The 25,301-nt window shown below is 49.3% G+C and carries 19 protein-coding genes; 14 read left to right on the forward strand and 5 right to left on the reverse strand.

The genetic code is table 11. The annotated features are described in order from the left end of the window. Window positions 1–122: 122 nt before the first annotated feature. Window positions 123–1,157 (forward strand): ATP-binding cassette domain-containing protein, encoded by a 1,035-nt coding sequence (locus tag FHS16_RS23660; RefSeq protein WP_183568775.1) that lies wholly within the window; start codon window positions 123–125, stop codon window positions 1,155–1,157. Then, window positions 1,154–1,978, forward strand: coding sequence for an ABC transporter permease (locus FHS16_RS23665; RefSeq protein WP_183568778.1), 825 nt, complete (start codon window positions 1,154–1,156; stop codon window positions 1,976–1,978). The genes FHS16_RS23660 and FHS16_RS23665 overlap by 4 nt, the downstream gene beginning before the upstream one ends. Window positions 1,979–2,104: 126 nt before the next feature. Here FHS16_RS23665 and FHS16_RS23670 read toward each other — a convergent pair whose 3' ends face one another. Then, window positions 2,105–2,482: a PH domain-containing protein gene (locus FHS16_RS23670; protein WP_183568781.1), complete on the reverse strand. Its 378-nt coding sequence runs from the start codon at window positions 2,480–2,482 to the stop codon at window positions 2,105–2,107. 152 nt (window positions 2,483–2,634) lie between these two features. After that, entirely contained in the window at window positions 2,635–3,492 is an 858-nt protein-coding gene (locus tag FHS16_RS23675) for a helix-turn-helix transcriptional regulator (protein ID WP_183568784.1), read from the reverse strand. A gap of 125 nt (window positions 3,493–3,617) precedes the next feature. Between FHS16_RS23675 and FHS16_RS23680 the strand changes: the two genes are divergently transcribed. Then, on the forward strand, window positions 3,618–5,684 hold the full coding sequence (locus FHS16_RS23680; RefSeq protein WP_183568787.1) for a beta-galactosidase: 2,067 nt from the start codon (window positions 3,618–3,620) through the stop codon (window positions 5,682–5,684). Window positions 5,685–5,722: 38 nt separating this feature from the next. Here the strand turns inward: FHS16_RS23680 and FHS16_RS23685 are convergent, their stop codons facing one another. Further along, a complete protein-coding gene (locus tag FHS16_RS23685) occupies window positions 5,723–6,664 on the reverse strand; it encodes a helix-turn-helix domain-containing protein (RefSeq protein WP_376769700.1) in 942 nt (313 codons plus the stop codon). A 206-nt stretch (window positions 6,665–6,870) separates the two neighbouring features. Between FHS16_RS23685 and FHS16_RS23690 the strand changes: the two genes are divergently transcribed. Further along, window positions 6,871–7,599, forward strand: coding sequence for a ThuA domain-containing protein (locus FHS16_RS23690; RefSeq protein ID WP_183568793.1), 729 nt, complete (start codon window positions 6,871–6,873; stop codon window positions 7,597–7,599). A 186-nt stretch (window positions 7,600–7,785) separates the two neighbouring features. Then, window positions 7,786–8,124: a hypothetical protein gene (locus FHS16_RS23695; protein WP_183568796.1), complete on the forward strand. Its 339-nt coding sequence runs from the start codon at window positions 7,786–7,788 to the stop codon at window positions 8,122–8,124. Between the two features lie 363 nt (window positions 8,125–8,487). On the opposite strand, the gene FHS16_RS23700 is transcribed toward FHS16_RS23695, so the two are convergent. Next, window positions 8,488–9,438 (reverse strand): toprim domain-containing protein, encoded by a 951-nt coding sequence (locus tag FHS16_RS23700; RefSeq protein ID WP_183568799.1) that lies wholly within the window; start codon window positions 9,436–9,438, stop codon window positions 8,488–8,490. Further along, window positions 9,435–9,590, reverse strand: a complete 156-nt coding sequence (locus FHS16_RS23705) for a hypothetical protein (RefSeq protein ID WP_183568802.1) — start codon at window positions 9,588–9,590, stop codon at window positions 9,435–9,437. The genes FHS16_RS23700 and FHS16_RS23705 overlap by 4 nt, the downstream gene beginning before the upstream one ends. A gap of 151 nt (window positions 9,591–9,741) precedes the next feature. On the opposite strand from FHS16_RS23705, the gene FHS16_RS23710 reads away from it, so the two are divergent. The 9 genes from FHS16_RS23710 (at window position 9,742) to FHS16_RS23745 (ending at window position 25,284) form a co-directional block, all read left to right on the forward strand. Beyond that, a complete protein-coding gene (locus FHS16_RS23710; RefSeq protein WP_183568805.1) occupies window positions 9,742–11,520 on the forward strand; it encodes a vWA domain-containing protein in 1,779 nt (592 codons plus the stop codon). Window positions 11,521–11,544: 24 nt separating this feature from the next. Next, window positions 11,545–14,934 (forward strand): tubulin-like doman-containing protein, encoded by a 3,390-nt coding sequence (locus FHS16_RS23715; RefSeq protein WP_183568808.1) that lies wholly within the window; start codon window positions 11,545–11,547, stop codon window positions 14,932–14,934. Window positions 14,935–14,936: 2 nt separating this feature from the next. Beyond that, the gene (locus FHS16_RS23720; protein ID WP_183568811.1) at window positions 14,937–17,333 is read left to right on the forward strand and encodes a transcription initiation factor TFIID; all 2,397 of its coding nucleotides are present in this window, start codon (window positions 14,937–14,939) and stop codon (window positions 17,331–17,333) included. 58 nt (window positions 17,334–17,391) lie between these two features. Continuing rightward, window positions 17,392–18,681 carry a vWA domain-containing protein gene (locus tag FHS16_RS23725; RefSeq protein ID WP_183568814.1) on the forward strand — a complete coding sequence of 430 codons (1,290 nt, stop codon included), beginning with the start codon at window positions 17,392–17,394 and terminating at the stop codon, window positions 18,679–18,681. A 19-nt stretch (window positions 18,682–18,700) separates the two neighbouring features. Continuing rightward, window positions 18,701–19,336, forward strand: coding sequence for a beta-mannanase (locus tag FHS16_RS23730; protein ID WP_183568817.1), 636 nt, complete (start codon window positions 18,701–18,703; stop codon window positions 19,334–19,336). 14 nt (window positions 19,337–19,350) lie between these two features. Beyond that, window positions 19,351–20,610, forward strand: a complete 1,260-nt coding sequence (locus FHS16_RS23735; RefSeq protein WP_183568820.1) for a TRAFAC clade GTPase domain-containing protein — start codon at window positions 19,351–19,353, stop codon at window positions 20,608–20,610. Continuing rightward, window positions 20,610–23,612, forward strand: a complete 3,003-nt coding sequence (locus tag FHS16_RS23740; protein ID WP_183568823.1) for a GAP1-N2 domain-containing protein — start codon at window positions 20,610–20,612, stop codon at window positions 23,610–23,612. The genes FHS16_RS23735 and FHS16_RS23740 overlap by 1 nt, the downstream gene beginning before the upstream one ends. Window positions 23,613–23,720: 108 nt before the next feature. After that, entirely contained in the window at window positions 23,721–23,852 is a 132-nt protein-coding gene (locus FHS16_RS32305; protein ID WP_281379174.1) for a hypothetical protein, read from the forward strand. Between the two features lie 118 nt (window positions 23,853–23,970). Continuing rightward, the gene (locus tag FHS16_RS23745; protein ID WP_183568826.1) at window positions 23,971–25,284 is read left to right on the forward strand and encodes an ABC transporter substrate-binding protein; all 1,314 of its coding nucleotides are present in this window, start codon (window positions 23,971–23,973) and stop codon (window positions 25,282–25,284) included. Window positions 25,285–25,301 lie beyond the last annotated feature (17 nt).

Consider the following 25,301-nt stretch of genomic DNA (forward strand, 5'->3'; position numbering starts at 1 on the left):
GCGAATACCACATGCGGTTTTAGGCTGCATGTGGTTTTTTTTTGCTCATAAATGATTCGTTTATATTCCGTTTAAATAGGTGAGTTAGGATGACTACATCATCTCATATTGGAGGAATGGCAATGGATTATGGATTCAAGAAAAAACTAGAGCCTAACAATGGCGATTGGGCGGTCCAAGCGAGCGGGCTTGTTAAAACGTTCGGAAGCTTCCGAGCGGTGGATCATGTGGATCTGAACGTGCGGGCCGGAATGATATATGGCGTGCTTGGCCCGAACGGAGCAGGCAAGACGACGACCATTAGAATGCTGGCAACATTGCTTCGGCCCGACGCGGGTTCGGCAACAATCTTCGGTCATGATGTTGTAAAGGAGTCGCAGATTGTTCGTCAATTAATCGGCGTGACGGGGCAATATGCTTCAGTTGACGAGTCTCTCAGCGCTACCGAGAACCTGATTATTTTCTCGCGGCTGCTCGGTCTTGGACGTGCTGAAGCTCGGAAAAAAGCAGGGGAGCTGCTTGAAGAGTTTGGCTTAACGGAAGCAGCGAAACGGCCGCTCAAAAACTTCTCTGGCGGTATGCGCCGCAGGCTGGATCTGGCAGCAAGCCTGATTGCACAGCCGCCGCTGCTTTTTCTGGATGAGCCAACTACCGGCTTGGACCCTCGAACCCGTGCGCAGATGTGGGATACGATTCGTCGGCTCGTGAAGACGGGTTCGACTGTGCTGCTTACAACGCAATATCTGGAAGAGGCGGATCAGCTTGCCGATCGGATTGCGGTTATCGATCGCGGCAAGGTTGCTGCAGAGGGGACCGTTGATGAATTGAAAGCATCGGTAGGCAGCTCTTCACTGCAATTGCGCGTTCAGAATCCAGACGATGCAGTTGTCGCTCGTAACACCATTGAGAAGGTGCTCGGTATTCAGCTATTGGTATCGCAGCAAGAAGCTGAAAAAATGACTGCACCCATTACAAACGTGGACGTGGTTACTGACGTATTGAACGCTCTGCGCGAAAAAGGGGTGCATTTGGCCGAGATCAGCGTGCAGAAGCCGACTTTGGACGAAGTATTTCTAACCATCACAGGCCATGGTGTGCAGGAGGACGAGAGCTCCTCGCCTAGTGAATCACAAAAAGCAAAGGTGGCGAGCGTATGAGAACGACTTCCGTTACTTCCATTAAACCAGGTGCGGAGCGTGAGCTGAAAAACTATACAAGCTTCGGGCAGACGATTCGAAACTCGCTGACGATGGCTTACCGCGGCCTGCTCAAAATCCGGCGTACGCCAGAGCAATTGTTTGACGTTACGCTCCAGCCCATTATTTTCACCTTAATGTTCACTTACATTTTTGGCGGAGCGATATCGGGCGATATCGGCAGCTATTTGCCTGTTATCATTCCTGGCATCCTCGTGCAGACGGTCATAACCACTTCGATCGTCACAGGTGTCCAGCTGCGCGAGGATATGGATAAAGGCGTGTTTGACCGATTCAAGTCATTGCCTATTGCACGAATTGCCCCGCTCGCGGGGGCATTGCTTGCAGACACCGTTCGGTATACCATTGCGACGGTTCTTACCTTTACGATGGGCTATATTATGGGTTATCGGCCGGAAGGCGGTCTGGAGCATGTCGCACTTGCAGGCATTCTCGTCATTGTCTGCGCATGGGCAATTAGCTGGATATTCGCATTTTTTGGCGTCATTGCACGTACGGCTTCAAGTGTGCAAGGGATATCCATGCTTGTGCTGTTTCCACTAACGTTTCTTTCCAATGCGTTCGTGCCTGTAGACACGATGCCCAATTGGCTTCAGTGGTTTGTTAACATTAATCCGGTCTCGCATCTTGTTACGGCGGTACGCGATCTTGCTAATACGGGCCATGTAGGTTGGGATCTGGGCATCTCCCTGATCGGCGCAGCCGTCATTGTGGCAATCTTTGCACCGATTACGGTTCGTGCCTATATGCGCCGGACATAAGGAATGCTTCTGTGGAAGGAGAGGCAGAACAAACAAAAGAAATGCTATCGGCAGTCAAAGCCGGCAGCATTTCTTTTTCGTTTATGCCTAGCTAACTTATAAAAACGAGAAGAGTCGCCTTATTCCTTATCTCATCACGTAATCGGCGAGAACGCTCTGCAGCTCGTATATGTTTAGGCTTTTATTGAATTTTTTCTCGACGGGCGTCGATGCTCCCGAAATCCAGATTTTCAGCTCAGCATCCATATCGAATGTTCCTGCTGTTTCGATGCTGAAATGCGTGATACTCTTATACGGATAAGAATGGATTTCGACTTTTTTTCCTGTGAGTCCTTGCTTGTCAACGAGAATAAGCCGCTTATTCGTGAAAATAAACAAATCTCTGATCAGCTTGTACGCCTTCTCGAAATTTTCCGTGCTTCCTAGCAAGTGATTGAACTCCCTGTGGACTTCCTCCATTTTTAATTCTGATGCGTTTCCCATCAATCCGTCTAAAAATCCCATTATTCCATTCCTCCACTGACTACGATTGATCCATCCATGTGAGCGTGCCTGACAAATATGGCTATGTATTGCTCATTCATTATACCTTAGCACACGCCCGCTGTAGACTACATTGTATGATCCATTCCAGAAATGAGAAGTAAATTCTTCTATTAAAGAAGCTGGCTGTCGTTCTCCTTCACATACTGCTTAGGCGTGGAACCGTATGTCCGTTTAAACATGCGAATGAAATAGCTGGTATCCATTCCTACCCGCTCTGCCACCCTCTCGATCGTAATGCCCGGATGATCATGGAAAAGCTGAATGGAGCTGCGCATGCGCAGCTGCAAAATATATTGCTGCGGCGTAATTCCGATGCTTGCGACGAATAAACGGTGGAAATGCTGGACGGAATATCCGACCGCCCTGGCTACGTTCGAGAGTGACAAACGCTCATTGTAATGGTCATGAATGAGTTTAATAGCCGAATTGAGTGCCCTGTTTGGCTGGGAAATGGGCAAGGGGCTGGCGTAATCCTTCGTGAACTTGATTTGGCCCTCTAGTAAAGTGAGCGTAGTATCGTAAAGCAGCTTTGAGGTTTCCCAATAGGCATGCTCGCCATTTAAGCTAATGAGATGCCAAAGGGAAGAGAGCTGATTCCATAAAGCTTGGAAATTAGGCGCGTCCAGCACTTTTAAAACGAACGCGTTCATCTGCTCCAGCAAAGGAGCGGCAGCTTGTCCCTGAAAAGCGATAAAGCCCAGGTCCCACATCGCCTCGCCGGCTAATTGAGGGAAGTAGGCATGCGGAATGTTGGCAGGCAGAATAAGAACCGTGCCAGGCGTCATGACGAGATCCGAATATCCTTCGATACGAAAAACGCCTGTGCCGCCTCTGGACAGAAACAGCTGATGCGCTGAATGCCCGACCGGGCGGGTCAGCTGCTTTTGTTCATGGCTGCCAACGCAGCAGACGTAGAGCGGTAGAAATTTCTCTCGGTTCGCAAACTCTGCGAGCAAAAAAGGCATCATTGGCGTTCAACTCCATGTTAGGATCGTACGATTATTGGAGCGTTCTATCCTATCAGTATAAAGGATGCGTGAACTATGATAAAGCTAATGAGAGAAAATGACGATTGCAAAAGGAGAGAAAACGGATGATTAAAAAGTTCCTGCCTGTAAGCGAGAAGATACCAAACTTCATGCACGGCGCCGATTACAATCCAGACCAGTGGCTGCATGCGCCGGGCATATTGGAGGAGGATATTCGGCTAATGAAGCTCTCGGGATGCAATGTGATGGCTATCGGCATATTTGCATGGACGGCGCTTGAACCGGAGGAAGGACGCTTTTCATTTGAATGGCTGGACCGAGTATTGGATGCGTTTGCAAATAACGGACTGTATGCGTGGCTAGCGACACCGAGCGGAGCACGGCCGGCGTGGATGTCTATGAAATATCCAGAAGTGCTGCGTACAGAGACGAACCGTGTCCGCAACCTGCATGGCATGAGGCATAACCATTGCTACTCTTCCCCGGTATATCGGGAGAAGACAGCCATCATAAACGGCAAGCTGGCCGAACGATACGGGAGCCACGAAGCGGTTATTGGCTGGCATATTTCCAATGAGTACCATGGCGAGTGCCACTGCGAGCTCTGCCAGGAACAATTCCGGCAATGGCTGCAAATGAAATACGGAACGCTGGAATCGCTGAATTTGGCTTGGTGGACTTCGTTCTGGTCGCGCACGTTTACGGCGTGGGAGCAGATTGAGTCACCGGCACCGCACGGCGAATACGCGATGCATGGGCATAATCTCGATTGGCGCAGGTTTGTCACGGATCGGACCATCGATTTCTGCAGGCATGAAATTGAAGCGGTAAAAGCGATGAACTCCACCTTGCCCGTCACGACAAACATGCATATGATCGATAGCCTAGACTATCGAAAGCTTGCAGCCATTATAGATGTCGTCTCCTGGGATGCCTATCCGATGTGGCATGAACAAAAAGACGATAGCGAGCTTGGATCAACGTTTGCTTTTCACCATGATTTGTACCGATCATTAAAGCGAAAGCCGTTTCTCTTGATGGAAAGCGTTCCTAGCGCGACGAACTGGCAGGCAGTCAGCAAGCTGAAGCGGCCAGGCATGCATAAGCTTTCTTCCCTGCAGGCGGTCGCACACGGATCGGACTCCGTGCAATACTTCCAATGGCGCAAGAGCCGTGGGGCTAGCGAGAAATTCCATGGCGCTGTGGTGGATCATGCCGGACATGAGCATACTCGCGTATTCAAGGACGTAACGGAGCTAAGCCATACGTTAGCGGATATTTCACAGGTCACAGGCACGGCCACGCCTTCCGAGACGGCGATACTGTTTGATTGGGATAACCGCTGGGCGATTAACGATGCATCGGGCCCGCGCAATACGGGCATTCATTATGAGGAAACTGTGCTTATGCATCATCGGGCATTCTGGCAGCAGGGCATTCCGGTAGATGTCATTGGAGCAGAAGAAGATTTCACGCCATATCGGTTAATCGTAGCGCCAATGCTCTACTTGTGTACTGAGGAGACCGGATGCAAGCTAGAGAAATTCGTGGAGAATGGCGGAACTCTCGTTATGACGTATTGGTCAGGAATCGTAAACGAATATGATCTTTGCCATCTAGGGGGATTTCCTGGCCCGTTAAGAAAGACGCTTGGCATATGGGCAGAGGAAATAGAAGGCTTATATGATCAGGATACGAATAGCGTGTCCCTGTTCGAGTCTCATGCATTAGGGCTTGCAGGAACCTTTGAATCACATGAGATTTGTGAGGTCATCCATGCCGAAGGCGCCGAGATCATCGGCGTATATAGGGAGGAGTTCTACGCGGGGAAGCCCGCGATAACCGTCAATCGGCTGGGCAAGGGGCGAGCCTATTATATGGCAACACGAATGAAGGAGGATTTTTTAGCGGTTTTCTACTGTAAAATAGCGGAAGATATCGGACTGGAGAAGGCTCTGAACACGAAGCTTCCTCCAGGCGTAACCGCGCAGTTGCGAACTGACGGCATGTTTGATTATGTATTCCTCATGAACTTTACCGGACAACAGAAAACGGTGCGATTGGACGATAGGCTCTACGTCGACCTAGAGTCTAGCGAAACCTTAACCCGAAACGTTGTGCTGGAGACAAACGGGATCCGGATCATAAAGCGTGAAGCAAATCGAAGCTAATTGCAGTTCGTCCCGAATCGTAAGATTTAAAAAAACGGTCAGAGAAAGGGTTGTATCCTTTCCATCGCGACTTTGGATTCGCTTCGCATGCGCAGCTTGAATTCTCGCGGCGAGCACTGATTATGTCGTTTGAACAGCTTATAAAATTGAGCCATATTGGATATGCCCACTTCAAGGCTTACTTCGATAATGCTAAGATCGCTAGTCAGCAATAACAGCTCAGAACGCTTGATACGCTTATAATTGACGTACTCAACGAAGGAAACGCCCATTGTTTTTTTGAAATATTTGATGAAATAGTGGTAGCTCAAATTAAGCATCGCACAGGCTTCCTCAACGCAGAGCTTGTCATTCAAGCAGTTGTTAATATAATCAAGAACCGGGCGCAAGCGATTAATTTCGGCTTCGACGGTATAGTTCAGCACGTTGCGTGTATCGTTTCTTAACAATAGGAGCAGCATTCTCTTTATCGTAGAGCTGATGGATATCTCATAGCCTTTCAGCCTTGTTTGGGATTCAGCGAATATGTCGAGTATGAATGAATGCGCTTCGCGTTTGGCTGCCTCGCTGAGATCGAATATATAGTTGAGCTTGTCAAGCGGCTCAGTCAGCTCCGAGAAGCAGTAAAGGTAGGGCATCGTGCTTTGGTCAAAATGTTTTCCCAAATCGACTTGAAACACGATATAATGCAGAGCTTCCGCAAACGGCTTATGCGTTCGGTGAGGCTGGGAGGCGCCAAGCACGATTACATCGCCAGGTCCGATGATGCGATAATCATTTTTGCTTTGTACGCCGAGACGGCCTTTTAGAATAGCAAGAAATTCGACTTCCTTGTGAACATGCCACGGATGCCTCTCCATGCTGCTAGTCAAAGGAGCGTCGGCGGTGATCTCCCATATTTTCAGGAAGAGCAGGGGATTCTGATAAATGACCTCTTCATTTATCGCTTCGGTTAAACCGGAAGCAGTCGTTTCAGTTATAGTCATCAGTACAACCTCCTATTTGGAGTATATCATTTTTGGAGATGATTGAAGCATCATAAAGACAGCTATTGTGCATGTTTTGAGAATTTCTCGAATAGGAAGACACTTTTGAATATAAAATAGGCATGATATAGCCTTTCTCTGAAGAGGCGGATTTCCTATACTGAGACTAACTAATCGAGCTAATAAGGAGCGCTAACAGAATGGCAAAGGTAACGGTATGGAATGAGAATCGCCACGAGAAACAAAATCCGCTAGTCGGTGAATTATATCCTATTGGCATACATGGCGCCATTGCAGGTTTTTTAACAGAAGCGGGCTTTGTTGCCGGGACGGCAACGCTGGATGAGCCGGAGCACGGCCTGACGGATGATGTTTTGAACGACACGGACGTATTGATCTGGTGGGGGCATCTTGCACACGGAGACGTTGCGGACGAAGTGGTTGAAAAAGTAAGACAGCGCGTGCTTGACGGCATGGGCTTGATCGTTCTTCATTCGGGTCATTTCTCGAAAATTTTCAAATTGCTGATGGGCACGAGCTGTGATTTGAAATGGCGCGAAGCGGACGAGAAAGAGCGCCTGTGGGTTGTGGCGCCGAGCCATCCAATCGCGGAAGGCATCGGTGAGTACATCGAGCTGGAGAAGGAAGAAATGTACGGCGAGCATTTCGATATTCCGGCGCCGGATGAGCTTATCTTTACGAGCTGGTTCGAAGGCGGCGAAATATTCCGCAGCGGTTGTACGTTCACTCGCGGGAATGGCAAAGTGTTTTATTTCCGGCCAGGCCACGAAACGTATCCTACCTACTATAATAAAGACATTCAGCGCGTCATCGTCAATGCCGTGAAGTGGGCAAAGCCGGTTGACCGCAAGCGCCCCGTATACGGGAATGCACAGCCATTAGAGAAAATTTCGGCTAAGGGCAACTAAACGTTTCATACAAGCTGCAAAGCTGCATGCCTCCCATCTAGGTGGCATGCAGCTTTTTTAGTTTTGGGAATGTCCGCGAGTCTAAATGGTTAGCGGCGTTTTCGATTTGACTTACTGCGGGATGCTGCGACGGCTCTTGATCTATGTTTTTGTTTTTTTGTCGTTTTTGAAGGAGAAGGCACGCCTTTGACGAAAGCTTTTGCACCAAATAGATTGCCTGCCATTTTGAAAGCAGGCCGTATTTGCTGGAAAATACCGAAAAATTGCTGGACTTTGCCCATCATGGACATCATTCCGTCGAGGCCGCCAAAAACGCCTATTCGGGAAAAGGAAGGACGTTCGCTTTCAGGAAGCGCCGGTGCAGGAGCTGCAGGCATTGCCGGCAATGCGGGCGATACAGGTGACATGGTGATGTCCATCAGTGACTCGCTTCCTGTTGGAAGAATAGTGCTGGTCCGAGCCTTTTTTATTCGTTTCACTATCGATCACTTTCCTTTCTTTCATGATTTGCGTCAAAGCTTCTAAACGAATTGAAAAGCTTATAGCTAGCGGAATTGATTCTCTCGCGGCTATTTGTACCTCCTTTTTCGTATTTTATTTAACATATGTACGAACCTCGTGCTATGATTGGATATTTGTTACCGAGACTTTTAATCTACGACATTAGCCTTGTGCTGCTTTTAATAGAAATCACCCGAAGACACAAAATGGCTCCACAGGTTAGATCGCCTGTACAGCCATTTTCTTTGAAATATAGGAAAGCATATGATTTCGCCGACTTTCTCTATATTTCTCCGCGAAACGTAAGCTACCCGCCAGAGGACGGCTTCAGCCGTTTACGCTTATTCCCATCACTTATTATGGCTCAAATCGATTCGAGCGTTCTGTTTAGTCGCGATTCCGTTTGCCGAGCTGGAAATCCTCGTCAAATTTGTACTTCTCGTTATAAATAGCCATGACCTCTTCATATAACGGGCCATTGCTGGTTTGGGCATTGCTCTGCACCATTCGATACAGCCGCAGGAAGCGGTCTTTGGGCAGCTTGCGCGCATATCGAACAATCAAATAGGGATAGAGTACCATATATCTCTTCAACCGGACTGCAGCACTTGTGACGTTCACGAGGATGCTCTCGCCATGCTCCATTTTTAGAATATGAGACTCGTGGAGCAAAACGTACCGGAATGTGTTTTCCTTCAGCAGGTCGCGTCTGATTTTGGCAAGCTCGCCAATATATTCGACGAGATCGGGATCGAATTGGTCCATGAGCAATGGATCCAGCATTAAGTCCATGTCCTTGCGGAGCACAAAGGATTGGAGCAGCAAGATTTGTTCGATGCGAAGCTGGTCTGTATGAACGAGAGCGCCGATCTCCCGGAGCATCTCATAAGCGAGCGTTTTGTTACCGCCATGAAATACGCTAATGGCCATTTCACGGTCATGGGCAAGGCCCGTTATGAGAGAGTAAGCCTCCTTGCGAAATAATTTATCTAATTCTATTTGCAAAAGTGCAGGGGTCGACCGTCTCTGCATCGTCCATAATAGAGCGAGTAGCGACGTGCCTCCTAGAGCGAGCCATATCGTTTGCATCGTTGACTGGCTCATGATGAGGCCGAATGCTAGTAGCAGCAATACGATCGTTCGTGATCCCCACAGTGAACGACGCAGCTTGGAAGCAGCTCGTTTCTCCACCTGCTGCAATGCCGATTTGCCGCATATCGGACATTTTTCTTCGCCAAGAACAGTAAAGTGATTGCAGCTGCGGCAAATTTTAAGCTTATCGTAAGGAAAGCGTGTTTTAATATAAGGAGCAAGGAGCACCGGCTGTTTTTTTATCATTCGCGGTCACGCTGCCCACTGCTTTTTAGAATAGATAAGACCAGCTTGCTGAGCTGTTCCGGAGATGGGGCCTGTTTTTGTTTGGAACGGTATCGAATGACATTGATGCTGACAAAAAGAAACAATAATCCTAGGCAGACGTATGTAACCATGTATGGTCCCTCTCTTACAGTAAAAGTGATTTATGGAAATCTATCAGGTATACTTACTTAGTAGTATACCACCTTACTGGGAGCCATGACTAACAGCGACTATAGGACTAGCAGATCGGGTCCGTTCGTCCCACAACAAAGGAGTACAAACATGAATAGACTTAAACGAGCTACACGACAACTTATATTGGCTTCCGCAATATGCTTGCTTTCAATCAGCAGTCTCTCTATCGCGCATGCAGCGCAGGGAACATCGCGAATTGACGCGGTTTTGGTACTTGATGTGAGCAACTCCATGAGCAAGAGCGATCCGGGGAAAATCGGCAACGAGGCGATGAAGATGTTCATCGATATGCTGTCGACCAAGGGAGATCAGGTCGGAATCGTTGCTTACACGGATGAGATTCAGCGCGAAAAAGCACTGCTGGAGATTGAATCTGCTGCGGATAAAACGAATCTGAAAGGCTTCATTGACCAATTGAACCGCGGCGCTTACACCGACGTTTCCGTTGGGGTTAAGGAAGCCGTGCAAATATTGGAGGATGGCGCTGATCCTGCGCATGAGCCCATGATTATTCTGCTGGCGGATGGAAACAACGATTTCGATGATGCATCCGGCAGAACGCAAGCACAGTCTGATGCAGACATGGACAAGGCCATTCAAGAAGCGAACGACAGCGGCGTGCCGATTTACACGATTGGTCTGAATGCGGATGGGAAGCTGAATAAGGAGGCGCTCGCTGAGCTTTCGGACTTGACCGGGGGCAAGTCGTTCTCCACGGACTCGGCGGATGATCTGCCGCAAATATTGAGCGAGATATTTGCCAGCCATCTCGATTTGAACGTCGTTCCTGTGGATTCTTTTACGGCGGACGGCAACTACCAAAACGTGAAAATCTCCGTTCCCAACGCAAACGTGCTGGAGGCGAATATTTCAATTATGTCATCCAAGCCCGTGGAAGCGAAGCTAATCGACCCATCGGGCAATAGCGTCGCCATTCCTTCGGATGATATTCTGCTGTCGAAGTCGAAGAGCTATTCATTGATTAAGCTGCTTACACCAGTCGAAGGCGATTGGACGCTGCAAGTAAAAGGCGTGAATCGCGATAAAATCGATATCAATCTTATTTTCAACTACGATCTGGGTTTGGCGATAGATCCCCTCGCTCAAACCTCCTATTCAAAGGGGGATGCCGTTACAGTCCGTTCCTATTTGATCAGCGGCGGACAAAAGTTGAAGGATGAGGAGCAGTACAGCAACATGAGCGCGGTTTTGCTCGTTAAGGATTTGGATACGGGTACGACGAAGGAAGTGCCTATGGACAATGGAGGCGACCATTTCGAAGGAACGTATAAGATTGAGGACGAGCACGACTATGAAATCAAAGTGAAAGCGGAAGAAGAGAGCTTTTTCCGTGAAACCGAGGCGCTCGCGATTACGGCCAAGCGGGCAGGATCAGGTCAGGCAACACCGAATCAGCCTGCGGTTGAAGAAAAGAAGCCGTTCCCGGTCGTACCTGTCATTCTGGGAGTAATAGGTCTCGCAGCTGTACTCGCGGCAGCATTTTTTATCCTGCGTCTCCTGAAAAAGGCGAACCGAGGCTTCGTTGGCCAGCTTATTATAGAAATTAGGGACGAGAACACCGGTGACAAAACGTCGCCGCAGTACAAGAAGCTGTCCGCCTTCAAAGGCAAGCTGCTGCTTCATCAATTGCTGCAGCTCGCTCCCGAGCTTAAGGAAACGGAGAAGGTGCTTTTCAAGCCAGGCAGCAATGATCGTATTGTTTTGCAAAACGCCTCCTTATGCACGATCGAGAAAGCAGGGCGAACCATCGATGCATCCCGTGAATTTGAAATGAAAAGCGGAGACAGCATCACGGTGTCGCTGAAGCAAGTAGACAAGACGATATTCATTGAATATTTGGTATAAATAGAGCCCTGGAGGGAAATAAACATGAAACCGATCGTAAGAGAACATATACAGCAGCTTGACGTATCGCTTGGCGGAGGCATTGTCAGCGAGAAAATCCGGGTTGACACCATCGACAACCCGATTCTGATTATTGGACTTGGGGGTACCGGAATCGATGCGCTCCTGCGCCTGAAATACCAGATTAACCGCCGGTTCAAGCTGCCGGAGGATCCGATCTCCAAGCGTAAACGCGATAAGCCGGATAACGTGGAATTTCTTGCTTTTGAAACGAATGAACAAGACCGCAATAAAAAATACAAGGGGATCGGACTCGACCCGATTAATGAATTCGTGCTTTTATCCAATGCCGAGGTTGGCGGACTTCTGCAAAACCGCAGCATCCTGGAGCCGTACATTACCGATTGGCTGTCCCCTGAGCTGAGCATTACGGACGGGATGAACGGTGCTGCAGGCGTGCGCCAGGCTGGGCGCCTGCTGCTGTTCACAAAGATTAACCAAGTCGTGCAGAGCATCGACAAGAAAATTAAAACGCTGTCTGTCGGCACGAACAAAAAGCTGATGGTATTTCTGTTGACTGGATTATCCGGAGGCACGGGCAGCGGTTGCTTCCTCGATATTTCGTATATCGTAAGAGGGATCATCGAGCGCGACCACGGCTCCGCGGGCATTGACCGCGTAAATACGCTGGGATACCTGTTCACGCCGGATATCAATCTGGCGAACAAAAGTTTGAGTGACCATACGCGCGAGTATATCAAAAAGAATGGCTACGCCGCATTGAAAGAGCTCGACTATTGGATGAACGTAGACGGTCGAGGCGAGCGGTTCAAGCAGCAGTACGGCAGTATCCTATCTGTTAATTCGCCGCTTCCGCCGTTTAATCTATGCCATCTGATCTCTGCGACGAACGCGGAGGGCAAGCTACTTGAGAATGCATACGATTATTGCATGAACGTAACGGCAGAGAATATTACGAACTTCATCTCAAGCGAAGAAAAGCAGTCGGGCGAAGAATTCGCCATCCATGACTATATCAGCAATATCCGGACGAACATCGCGCAAATGAACAAGATGTACCCGGCCAACTACGATTACAATATTATCGGGGCTTCCTCGGCCGTATTGCCGATCGAGGAAATGACCACATATTTGGCATATCGCCTATTCAATAAAATGGATAAGATGTTCGAGAAGGCGCCGAGCCAGGATGATGTCGAGAAGTTTGCGCGCAAGCTGGGCATCGACCTCGAAACGATGATGAAAACATTCGATTCGCGCGTGCCAGAGCCGCTTCCGGGCTTCGAGAACAGCGAACGGCTGAATTACAGTAACGTGATTAAGCTGCAAGCGGTCAACATGGACACCGAGCTGGAGCAAAACTTCCTTGCAAGAGCCCGTGAGGAATACATTAAGGCCAAGAAACAGCTGCCCGGCGAAATCGTTGGGCAATTTACCGACCAAATCAGGCGTACCTTCCTGCATCCGGAGCAGGGCCCTTTCTATGTGTCGCGTCTGCTCTACACCGAGAAAGGATTCTGCTTGTTGAAAATGCTGCTTTCTTATATCGAGACGCTTCGCGAGGGCTTGCTTAGGCTTCCGCGTGAAATCGAGGCGGCAAGGGAGCAGGCCGATGAGCGCATGGGCGATGCCAAAAGCGCATTCGTGTCGAAGGATAAAAAGAAAAACAACTATATCGAAGCAAAAATCAATGAGTATTGGCTGCATGCCGACGTTGAGCGCATGGAGCAATTAATCGAATTTTACGAGGATCTTCATCAGCTGCTGAACAACGAGAACAATCGGATCTACAACGTATTTACCGAAATTTTAAATACGCTTAATGCCATTTTTGCGAAAAACGGCGATCTTCTTATGAAAGGCGATGAGCAAGCGGATCATAAGGGAAACAAAACGTACTATTGGAACATTGTCGGCGTGCCCGATATATCCGATGTAATCAGCCGCATGATGGACAAGAAAGACGGCGACGATCTCATCCGCGATTTCACGCAGGAGCTGCTCGACCATTCCAACCTTTGGGTGAAGGAGCAGGAAATTGATATCGTCAGCTCGATCTCGGAGTTTTTGACTGATAAATTCGGCGATCTCATTATGAAATCAATGGAAGAGTTTCTTGTCATGAAGTACGGGCACGATGAATCGATCGAAAAATTCGTTGAGCGCCATATCGCAAGCAAGCTGGATGAAGAGGCTGTGCCCGTCTTTCATCTAAGCAACAGCTCCGGCAATTTGCATGTACCGTCATGGGGCTTCGTTTCGGTTCCCGTACAAGCACCGAGCATACTGCGCGGCATTCGGAACTACCAGAACAACTCGATCGGAAAATCACATTTCACGATCAAGGAAAGCGAAGTGAAAAACCGGATATTCTGGCTGAATACGAGGAATGGCGTGCCATTGTTCGTGTATACGCCGCTTAAGGTATATGAGGAAAGCTATGAGCGCACGATTCTGGATAAGGAAGGCATCGGCCGCCATCTGGTGCAGACTGACCGCAACAACTGGACGTATTTGCCATCGCCAATTCCCGAGAAGTCATGGGGAGATACGTATGTGAACACACGGGTACAAAGCTATAATGCTAGAGTCCGTGCCGAGTTTGCGAAAGCGGAGAGCTATCAAATCATTGCCGAGAAGGGTGTCGACCACAATACGAGCAATCGTTATTCGGTTCGGTTCACGAAACCATTCCAGCTCTCCGAGCATCTAAAGTCTTTCAATATGCAGCTGGATGCGGCGAAGCCTAATTTAGGCGAGGTGAAACGGGCGTTGATTGAATTGAAGCGTCTGCTGGCAGAAGGGCTGGAGACGGAATCGACCAAGGATATTTTCGGAAGCTTCTCCGCAGAGCTTGCCCAAGAAAACTTGATTCGATCACCGGAGCAGCTGATGCGGGTTCGCGACGAATTAGCCAAATACGAGCAGATTGCAGCTAAAGCAGGCGAGCTTGAGCAGCTATTGCTTCTGCATCAAGGCGAAGAGAAATGGTTTGACCAATTTATTGAGGCGCTTTACACGGATACGATCGCAAAGAAAGGCGCGCTTTACGTGTACGACCGTGATCCGGAAGAAGAGGCATGGACGCCATTCGCCAATCTCATGAAAAGCAGCAGCTATGTGGAGCATGAGGTATTCGAGAGCTTCCGGCGCTTGGACGAGAAAAGCCGCAGCACGTTGATGCGCAAAGCGTCCCGAAGAGTAACAGAACTTACGGCAACAGAGGACACGAAGCTGTTGCTTCATAAGCTTGAGGAGCTGTTTGGTCAATTCCTTGATGCGCGCGAGCGTCTTGAATACGAGAAGCTGGAGCTTGCAAACGGTGAAGAGCTGCATAGGTTCTATAAAGAAATGACTTCCAAACTAAATGAAATCCGCAGAAAGTTGAAATAGAGATGAGAGAATTGCTGAATCGCTTCGCGACCGATTATTCGGTCTCGGAGCATCAATTAAAAGGGCTTGAGGATGATCAGAGCAGTATTCACTATCCAACCGTTTTTCTATTCGTAGGGGATGAAGCTGGACATGCGATAGAACCGATGATGCGCTCCAATGAGCAGAAATGGGACAACAATGCGGGTGTTATCTACTTGCATATATCATCGAAGCCAGCTTCTTCGATAGAGTCTAACCGGATAGGGACGCAAGATCGTCCCTTATCAAAAGTTTGGGTTTCAGCACTGCATGGGCTTGTGCCAGGCGACAGCGATAAGCGGTCCATTCGCAAGGATATAAGCGTTGCATTCCATAAGCAAGACAGCCTCTTGAGCATACTCAACCAAACATTGCGGCAGGTTAGCGATACCATTGCGGATTATGGTCGACTGTACGCGTCGTTCGATCGCCTGCACCTTGCGGTCATCACGCAAGCTGACGATCCGATGAATGTGCTTATTCCGGAAATTTCGCTGCTAGCGCAATCAATATTCCAACAGATGTTCAAATCGGTGCAAATGGATTTATACGCTTTGATCAAAGAGAGTGACCAGTCGGAGACTTTCGGCTACGCAGGCGCGGCTGGAATCAGCTTCCTACGTGAGCTTGATGGCATGCAGCAGCCGGATTATTCGTATTCTGCTAAGCTGCAGGTTACCGGCGATGGGCTTGCCATTCCAGTAATGCACAAGCAGGCTCCTTTATTTGATCTGGTATATTTGCTTTCGGACCGCAACGAACGGGGAATGACTACGCCGAATGGCATGCAGGACAACTATGAAATGATTTGCCGCATATTGCTGCTGAAGAACAGGAAACGAAAGGAAGGTTCGCTACATGCGAATGACGGAAGCTATAACAATTCATCGTTCAGAAACAGCCTGGTTGCCGAATCCGGCAGGCAGGGCTTCGTCTCAGCCGGGTTAGCCAAAGCGATGCGTCCTTCTTATTCCATTGCGTTGACCGTGCTCTATCACTTGTTCGAGCATATGACTGAACGCCTCCAGCGCGAGCCCGAGCTTGACAGTAAAGCGAAGCTGGCGTATTTCGGTCTCGACAATGCCGCAATGGAGGCAAGGATCGCGGAGCTGGTGCCTGGAGAAGATAGGCTCATAGACATGACGGGACTATTGACGAGCGGCGTTCGCTATGAGCAGCTTCGCCGCATGTCGCTCAGCGAGGCTGAGGGCGTTCTATTCGGCGATAGCAGCGAGGCCTTTTTTCAGAAGCATTTCGTGGAACCAACCGATTTGCGGCTTAGCGAGATTAACGCGACGGATGAAATACGCCGTACAGTCGCACGTCATTTGAACGAACAGCCGCTAGTTACCTTCTATCAGGTGTCTGATTGGACTGATGAGCATAAAGAAGGCAGCGTGCTGCATATGGTCCGCCTGCGAATGAGAGATTTGGCGAGAGAAATTGCATTAGCCGGCGAGGAGCTTGCGCGCTTCCGTAACATGCGTGTCGAGGATTTGAAATTTCAGCGGCTGCCGTTTATGGATAAGCAAAATCTCCGTGCTTTTATCCGTGCGTTTTTCGACACGGTCTACCGACAGCAATGGCAGCTGTTCCGCTTGGAGACAGAGCTTGCTTTGCACCGAAGACTTGTCGCTGAGCTTGAGCTGCTCCATGAATCCTATCGACTGCGTGTGCTGCAAATGAACGGGCTGGCTTCAGAGCTTAAGGAGGCGGCGCTGCAGAGCATCCGTTCAGCCGATGATTACATTGGTCAAAATGTATTTGAATATTATGAGCGGGTCACCCATGGCGTTATGCTCGAGACGGAAGAAAAACGCGGCGCTTCGTTCCTATTCGAAGAGAGGTTTCTCGGCAATGTGTGGGGGCTTCTCGATCAAGGGGAGCAAGCTCTCTTGGAGCGGTTAATCGAAGTATGCCGCAAGTACGTATTGCGCGCGGAGCCGTTCCATCAGAGCTTCGAGCAGGAGCTTCTGCTGCGGGCCAACGTTTCCGTAGCCTACAGCAATCGCAAAGCTTTGTCCAAAGATGAGCTGTTTCATCAGCTGTACCGAACGCTGGAGGAGCAGGCGGCTATCCATATCCGGCTTCTCGACTATACGCACGAGCACCGCTACGAAGAGAAATACGTGTTCGGAGATCAAGAAAGCGACTTTATCCGCTATGCGATTGGGGTTGACGAAACCACTCGCATCTACAAGCTTGGCAGCGTGCATGAGAAGCTCAGCAGCGGCGTGGAGAAATTGAATCTGATGGGCGGCTTTCACTTGGAGGATTTGATGTATTACAGAAACGGCAAGGTTTATTATGAAACCTACCAGCAGAGCGGGTATGAATTCCATGCGATCGACCACGCGCTTCTGCCAGAGCTGCGTTGAACGGTTTATATGGCTATTCGCAGCGCTCCACTAGCAAGCGGAAAGGATGCTGTCAATTATGCAACGGAAAATGAATGTGCTGCTCCTCATGCTTAGTTTAGTCGGAGGGGCAGCCGGATTTGCAATCGGAGAATTCACGCTGGGCAAGCTGTCGGAAGGATGGCCGCGCTTCGTCGTTGTTGGCCTTTATTTCGGCATCATTGCTCTATGCATCGGATTGTCATGTTTAATCGCGGAATTAATAGCTCCGCGTTTGAACGGGGCTTCATGGCGGCAGCGCTACACCGATTTATCCTGGAAGCTGCTAATTCCGTCTACGCTGGCTTTGCTGTTCGTCGTGGGAGGGCTGGTTCAGCTGATTTACGGCCTGCAGTTCGGCGGCGCGAAGCCCGTGAAGGACATCGTGCTTGCGATCGATAATTCGGGCAGCATGTCCGAGACAGACCCGGATAATGAGCGTTACATAGCTGCGAAGCAACTGATCAGCAACATGGAGAGCGATAACCGGGTAGCAGTCGTCGTGTTTAATGATGCGGCGGAACTGCTGCAGCCGTTCGTCAAGGTAGGAAGCGAAGCCGAGAAAAACATTGTCAACGCGGCTATTGATACACTTGAGCCGACGAATGGCGGAACGGACTTCAGCCTTGCATTAGCGGAATCCATGAAGACGATCACAAGCAAAGAGAACCCGGGACGCGGCACGATGGTCATCCTGCTGTCAGACGGGTTCAGCGAGTCCAGCCTCGACGAGCAGATTGCGGCATTTCAAGAGAAGCAAATTGCCGTGAATACAGTTGGCCTTAGCGTAATGAATAGCGGAGGGGCTGAGCTGCTCCAGCAATTGGCTGCCGCGACGGGCGGCAGCTACTATGACGTTTCGGAAGCGAATGGGATATCGCTCGTTTTTCAGAATATTTACGATAAGCTCGACAAGCGGACGCTCCTGACAGAGCGGACCGGAGATGCGGCCGAGAGCATGTATTATACGATCCTTCGAATCTTGTCACTGGTGATCATAGGTGCAGCCATCGGAGTAGCTTTAGGGCTGTTGTTCGACAACCGGTATTTGGCGTTAAGCTTTGGCAGCGGAGGCATCGTTGGCGGCTTGCTTGCCGGTATCATTCTGGATACAGGCTTGTCCGGCCATTTATTGACAGATGCTATGTCTCGATTGATAGCCGTACTTGTGCTCGCAGCAATCATCGGACTGTTCACGCTAGTCGTACCTATAAGGGATAACAACGCATCAAAGCCGCGCGGAGGCGGAAGAACGGGCAGTCTAAATCAAACTGCTTCTGCGGGTATAGGCCAGCGGGAGAAAGATAGCCGCAGCCATGGATTTAAATAGAAGCGGGAGGCGGATATAGATGCGGTTTGTCGATGCAGAGGACGGTTCTCCAGCCATCACCGGCTTGACTCGCTCCTTGGAGGAGGATCACTGCACGCTGCGCTGGATTTGGCCAAGTGGCATAGATGCCGTATATATTGAGAGAATGGCTGCCGGCCAATCAGCGGACGGTTTCGGAAACAAAGGCGAGCCCAAGCTTTACACGAGGGCGGAGTATAAAGCGAATAACGGCTATCAAACCCGGATTGAAGGAATCGGAATAGTAGCGTTTACGGTGTATGCCTATCAAGAGGGGGACGGCGGTCCCCTGCTTATTCAGCAGGCCAACCGCGAGAATCGGATTGAGATCAGTGCCGGCAGAGCCAAAATCCATTATTCGGTCATGAGTAAAAGCGGATTGTTCCGCAAGTTCAAAACGGTACAAATCCAAGTGACGGCTGAAGTGCCGATCGCGAAGGATGTCCTGTGCTACGTTAAGAAACAAGGCGGCTATCCCGCCAATAAGGAAGATGGCATGGCATACCCATTCGTAGCTCCTTTTGACGCGGGTAAAAACATGCTGCCTGCTATAGAAATTGGGAAAGAGGATTACGTTCGGCTGTTTTTCACGGACGGCAAGACATACGGACAATTATATGAATTGATTTCAGTATAAAGGAGGTAGATTGCGTGGGTTTGTTCGATCTATTCAAAAAAAAGCCGGAAGCGAAGCAGCGGCCGTTGTATTACGATATTGTCTGCCCTTACTGCTTTAGTAAATTTACGCCGGACGAGGTCGTATTCCGCGCTGCCCACTCCCGTGAGGATGATGAGGATTACGCGCTAGGCGAGGACGAGGAGCTGAACAAATACCGCGAGCGCTTCGGCCTCGATTCCGTGCACGACATGGAGGCGGTTCTTTATCCGAATGACGTGCCCGAGGAGCACCGGGTATATTCGGATCATGTACTTATCGGGATCAATGACCGTTACGGAGAGCTGACGCGAAGAAGGCTCTGCCCGAAATGCCATAATGAGATTCCGGTAACGGCAGGCAAGGTGCCAAGCAACATCATATCGATTATTGGCGCATCCCAAGTCGGCAAATCGGTTTATATGACCGCATTGATCCATACGCTTCAGAACACGACAGCCGACCACTTCAATGCGGCATGCATGCCGCTGAATGCGGAGATCAGCCGCAAGTTCCGCACCAATTACGAGGAGCCGCTGTTCGAGCGCGGCGATCTGCTGGCGTCTACGCAGAAAGAAAAGATGCAGGAGCCGTTTATTTTCCAATTCGTCTTTAAGGATGAGTCCAAGCCTCCGCTTACGCTTGTTTTTTTCGATGTGGCGGGCGAGGGTATGGTGGAACAGGATTATCTTGGCCTGCATGGCCAGCATATTAAAAACTCGGCAGGCATTCTGTTAATGGTTGATCCGCTCCAAATCCGTTCCATTCGGGAAAAAATCCGAATCAAGCTAGGCGACAAGCCGGGCGAGTGGGTTTCCCAATATGATGAGCCCCGCGACGTCGTGCTGACGATGTTCGGTGACTTTATTGCGTACCAGGACAATAACAAAACGGATATTCCGACAGCCGTGGTGCTAACTAAAAGCGATATGCTTCATTCCCTAAAGGATGAGGATGGCGAATATATTAAATCCAACAGCAATATTTTTAATAATATGGTCCACCGTGATTATTTCAATCTGACGGAATTCGAAAATATCGATGGGGAAATCCGCCGTTTTATAGAGAAGGTCGATCGGCCCTTCAAAGGCACAATGGATGTCTATTTCAAGGAAACGGCTTATTATGCGGTTTCGGCTCTCGGCAGCAATCCCGTTGACCAGAAGCTGCAAACCGTCGTTAGTCCGATCCGCGTGGACGAGCCCTTCATCTGGCTGCTTTACAAGCTGAATTTCATTGAAGGGAGAAGAGAATAGTGCGCGATTCCATGCCCCGCAGGATGATCCAGCAGCAGATGTACGCACGGGAGAGACGCGGTATTTTCAGATCCACGGAAGGGTACGATACGATTGCCAAATCAAGCGGCTTAGACCCTTCTTTCATTAAAAAAATGCTCCATCCTTATTGCGTGTACGATGCGCCGACCGAGCTGGCTGCTCGCGGCGAGAAAGACGAAGCGCTGTATCCCGAGACCATGCATTTGCTTCATCTGGAGAATGGCGATGTGCTGCTCGGACGCAGCATCTATCAAGCAGCGGATTTCACCGGACTCCGCAGCGCTTTCTTTACGCATAACTATTTGATTCCGCACGAGACGGTTCGTGAATCCGCTGATGATTATAAAAGCTGGCTGAAAGCCGCGTTCACGAGTAGTTATCAAATCGATAATGGCATGGAGCTTCCCGAACTCAGCAGTCTTCCGGTCCAAGCAGCCTCTGCCGTCAAACCGTCGAATCGCTCGCTGCTGTCGCTGCTGAACATGGGGGAAAAGCCGTTTAAGCAGCTGCTTTACGCGGTGATGTCAGCAGTCAGCGGCAAAAAGAAAATGTACGTTTCACTTGACGTTCCGATTGCGCAGCTGCCTGAAAAGGCCTTGCAGCTGCTGCATGTTCTTTATGCAAGCTTGCCGTATGCTTATCGTAATCAGCTCGGCTTCATAACCTACGCCAAGGAGCCCCAGAGCCGTAAATCGATCCACCTTACGTTTGTGGAGCAAGGAAGTCTGCGCCCGGGAGATCGAAGCATTGAGAAGGATTATGCGTTCGATTTCGTAAGCGGGCGTATATCGAATGTCGAGCTGGACGGCGTGGAGCATCCGTTTCTGGATTTTGCCTGGAACCATTTGGACAATCCCGAGCATGCCGACCGTTTCTTTCAATTCGCGGAGTCGATGCTCGCTGGCATGGATCCGGCTCGTCGCCTTGCAGCTGCGAGCTATCATGAGCTTAGCGTACTGTATCAGATCGAGGAAGGCAACGAAGCGTTGTATGAAGCGCATAAACCGATGGTGCTTCGCGTGCTGCTCGATTATTTGCGGCCGGCAGGAGCGCTTGATACCAAGCTCCGCCTGAATGATGTGATGCTATCGCGTTTTGATTATGAATTTGACAGGATCAGGCAAGGCTTCGTACCAGAAGCATTTATCGTTGAGGCGTTTAAGGATTATTATGTGATTGACCGTCCGAATATCGAAAGCAAGCTCGTAACTTATTTTGTCCATGCGCTTAATGATGCGGGAAAGCGAAACGGGCAGGAGACAATTGATTCCATCTATGCAGCCGTCGAAAGCAACCTGGCTTTAAGCCAAGCGTTTTTCGCCAAGCTTTTGTTCGATAGAAGACTGGCTGACCGTTTGTTGCTGCCTTATATCGAGAAGAAGCTCGGCGCTTTGACTGGTGCAAAGAGCGTGCTGGAGCAAATTGAAAGCCTGGGGAGCATTCATCCGGCATTGTTCGGTTATGAATCGTTTCAAGAACTTGCCCGCCAGCAGCTCGCTTCAAAGCTTGAACGCGAGCGGTATTCGATTACGACGAGCAGCAAAGTATTGACGCAATTGAGCAAGCTGGCTGGGGAGGCGCGCACGCAGTCAAGAAAGCAGCCGCCTGCTTATCCCGCAGCTGACTTGTATGAGCTGCTTGAGCTAGCCGTATATCGCGGCATGCTGTCGGAGCTGAATTTGGAGAAGCTGACCAAGGATCAGCTCGGACAGGCGACTTTCCTTAGTCATAAGGATCAGCTTAAGCAGTGGGAGAACGAGCTAAGTGATCCAAGGCAGAAATCGTCAGCTCAAACGCTGCTTGCCCTTTATGACTGGTTGATGCTGCCCGAGCCAACCGCTGACCTTTTCGGCCGATTGGCGCCGTCGGAGGTGAGCCGTGTGCAGCAGGCTGGCCGCCGGATGCTGTCCGATCAGCTGGAGCTGAAGGAAGCTCCAAGGCTAACACTGGCCTTTCTGAGCAGCTCGGATTTGGAAGCGGTCGATTATGCGGGACTGATTGATTACTGGCAGCAGCACGCTCATAGCAAAGAGTTGATTTACCGTTTTTTCCAATGGACGGAGAAGGAGCCTGACTTCATTAAGGCAAGGGGCTTTGTGCCGGCCTATGCAGCGGCAGTTGTCGGGTACTTCAAAAAGCATGATCGGAATGCGTTCAAAAAACGCACGTATCGGAAGCTTTATTTCGAAAAGGCTGGCCCTGCATTAAAAGCAGTATACAAACAGGCGGAGCGGGAGCTCGCATCTCCGCTTGCCAAGCTTTTCAGGCAGAACCGCAAAGGGACACTGATTACTTCACTCGCTGCAATCGGCATTGTTCTGGTGACCGCAGGCATTATGTTTTCGTTATCCGATAAGGGTGATTCGAAAAACGAAGAAGCCATACTGCCTGGAGCGACGCCAACGGCTGAAGCGGGCTCCGACGAGCCGGACACGCTTGTATATGCGGAGCATAGTGAGGCGGCCGAGGGGGAAGAGGCGTCCACCTCGCTCGTATTTTTGTTCAAGGACGGTGCAGCATGCGCCGCATTTGCGCCAAACACGTTAAAGATACAGGCGCCAAGCGCAGAGGCGGTTGAGTATAAGGAGCTGGAGCTGCTTGCAGATTGCGCGGACACATCTGATGCAGCCTTGAATACGGTTAATCCAGACGGTACGGAAGAAACGACTGGATCAGATGGATCCAATGAATCTAATGGATCTGATCTTGTTGAGACAGACGCTCCGATTTCCCCAGCGGCAACGCCTTCGGAAACGCCTATTACGGATGGCTCTTCGGCTACAGGCAACCAAGCGGATGCTGGCGAAACAACGGATAGCGCCACGGACACGAGTCCGCAGCCTTCGCCGAGCAGCACAGCGGACACGCTTTTCGCAAATTATGAAAGCCGGGTGGTCATACAGCTTGGCAAACAGGTCGAAATTCCTGGCGACAGCGCAATTCTGATTGGAGAGACGGAATATAGGCTGACAAAGCTTTAATGGATGGTTTGCAGCGTTCCCCAAGGAACAGCGCTAATCAGCGAATAGGATAGTCAACACGCGAGCTGACTATTTTTTTGCATAATGGCGTAAACGAGTGTAATGAGAATGAGAGATGATGACTTGAGTGACGATCTTGTCAGAAACAGCAAGCCTGCCCAGCCGATTTCATTCGGCTGGGCAGGCTTTTTGTTTGTGTGGCAAATCAGAATTGCGCATATGAAAATAATGTCTGATTAAAAGGTTAATGAAGCAGCTTACTAATACAAAAAAAGGGTGATAGATACAACATTATACGTGGTATAATTTGTATCTGTTGTTTGAAATAACCACTAAATAGAGCAAGGGGAATTGTAGGATGAAGAAATACTATTTGCTGCTCATCTTCGTTTTCATTATGGCGGGCTGCCAATCGCGCCAACCTGAGGAGCCGGAAAGCAAAACCTTAAAGGTGCTGGCGTTTAATGCGCAGCAATTCAATCAGCTATACGGTAATTTTTTCTTGGCCACTCATCCGAACTATACGCTTAACGTGGTGTCGATTATGGATAGTCTAGAGGCTGGGACGAACATAACAACGACCATCGAAGAGCTGATCGACAAGGAGAATCCCGATATTGTCGTAAATATGATGGATTCCTTTTCCGTACTCGTAGAGAAAGGAAAGCTGGTTTCGTTAGAAGATTTTATTAAAAAGGACAAATTCGATATTGAGGCGTATTCGCCGGCAGTCATCGATTATTTGAGGAATGAGCAAGGGGCATTGCACGGTCTGGCACCTACTTTCAACAGTAACGCTTTATTTTATAACAAAAAGCTATTCGATCAATACGGTTTAGCCTATCCGGCAGGGCTCATTACTTGGGACGAGATGTTTGAAATAGCGCAGCAATTCCCTAGTTTGAAAGACAAAGAGAATCGACAATTCGGGTTGTATTATAAAAACCTATATTCGCCTTTTATGATGGGGCTGACAATTGGCGAGGGCAGCGGGTTGTCAATGATTAACGATGGAAAATTCACATTGGACACGCCATCCTGGCACAACGTGTTTCAACATGTAGCCCTATGTTTTAAGAATAGCGTTTGCTACGATCCTAATGAAAGCATTAAAAAAGAGACAAGGGATATTAAAACGATGGAGCAAGAGTCGTATCCCTTTTTGAATGGCAATATTGCGCTTGCAATTGACGGCTTCAACCTGTACAAAATTTTAGAAAAAAATAAAGATGCCGATGAAACATTCGAGTGGGGCGTTGTCTCTTTTCCCACAAGCGCCGAAAATCCGGATATGGGCAACGGGATTGAAATGAACGATATTATTTCCATTTCAGCAAATGCTCCTGATGCTAATAACGCTTGGGAGTTTGTCAGCTATGTCGCGGGGAAAAATTACGCAAAATTGCTGCCGCAAATTAATTTAACGGAGCTTCCATCGAGATCTAATTCGGACATGGAGGATCAGAAGATAGCCGCCTTCTATCAGTTACAGCGGATAAACAACAAACTAATCAACCAACTGAGAGATCTGCCGGCTCCGTTAATAACCATGATGGACGAAATAACGCCTGCCTACATGTCTGATATTTCTTCAGGGAAGATTTCTGTGCCGGAAGCGTTGGCTACCATAGAGAAACAACTGAACATCGCGCTATCGCATGCTGGCAAATAGAGAGGACGATCGCTATT

The sequence above is a fragment of the Paenibacillus endophyticus genome (assembly GCF_014192395.1).
Classification (GTDB): Bacteria; Bacillota; Bacilli; order Paenibacillales; family Paenibacillaceae; genus Pristimantibacillus; species Pristimantibacillus endophyticus.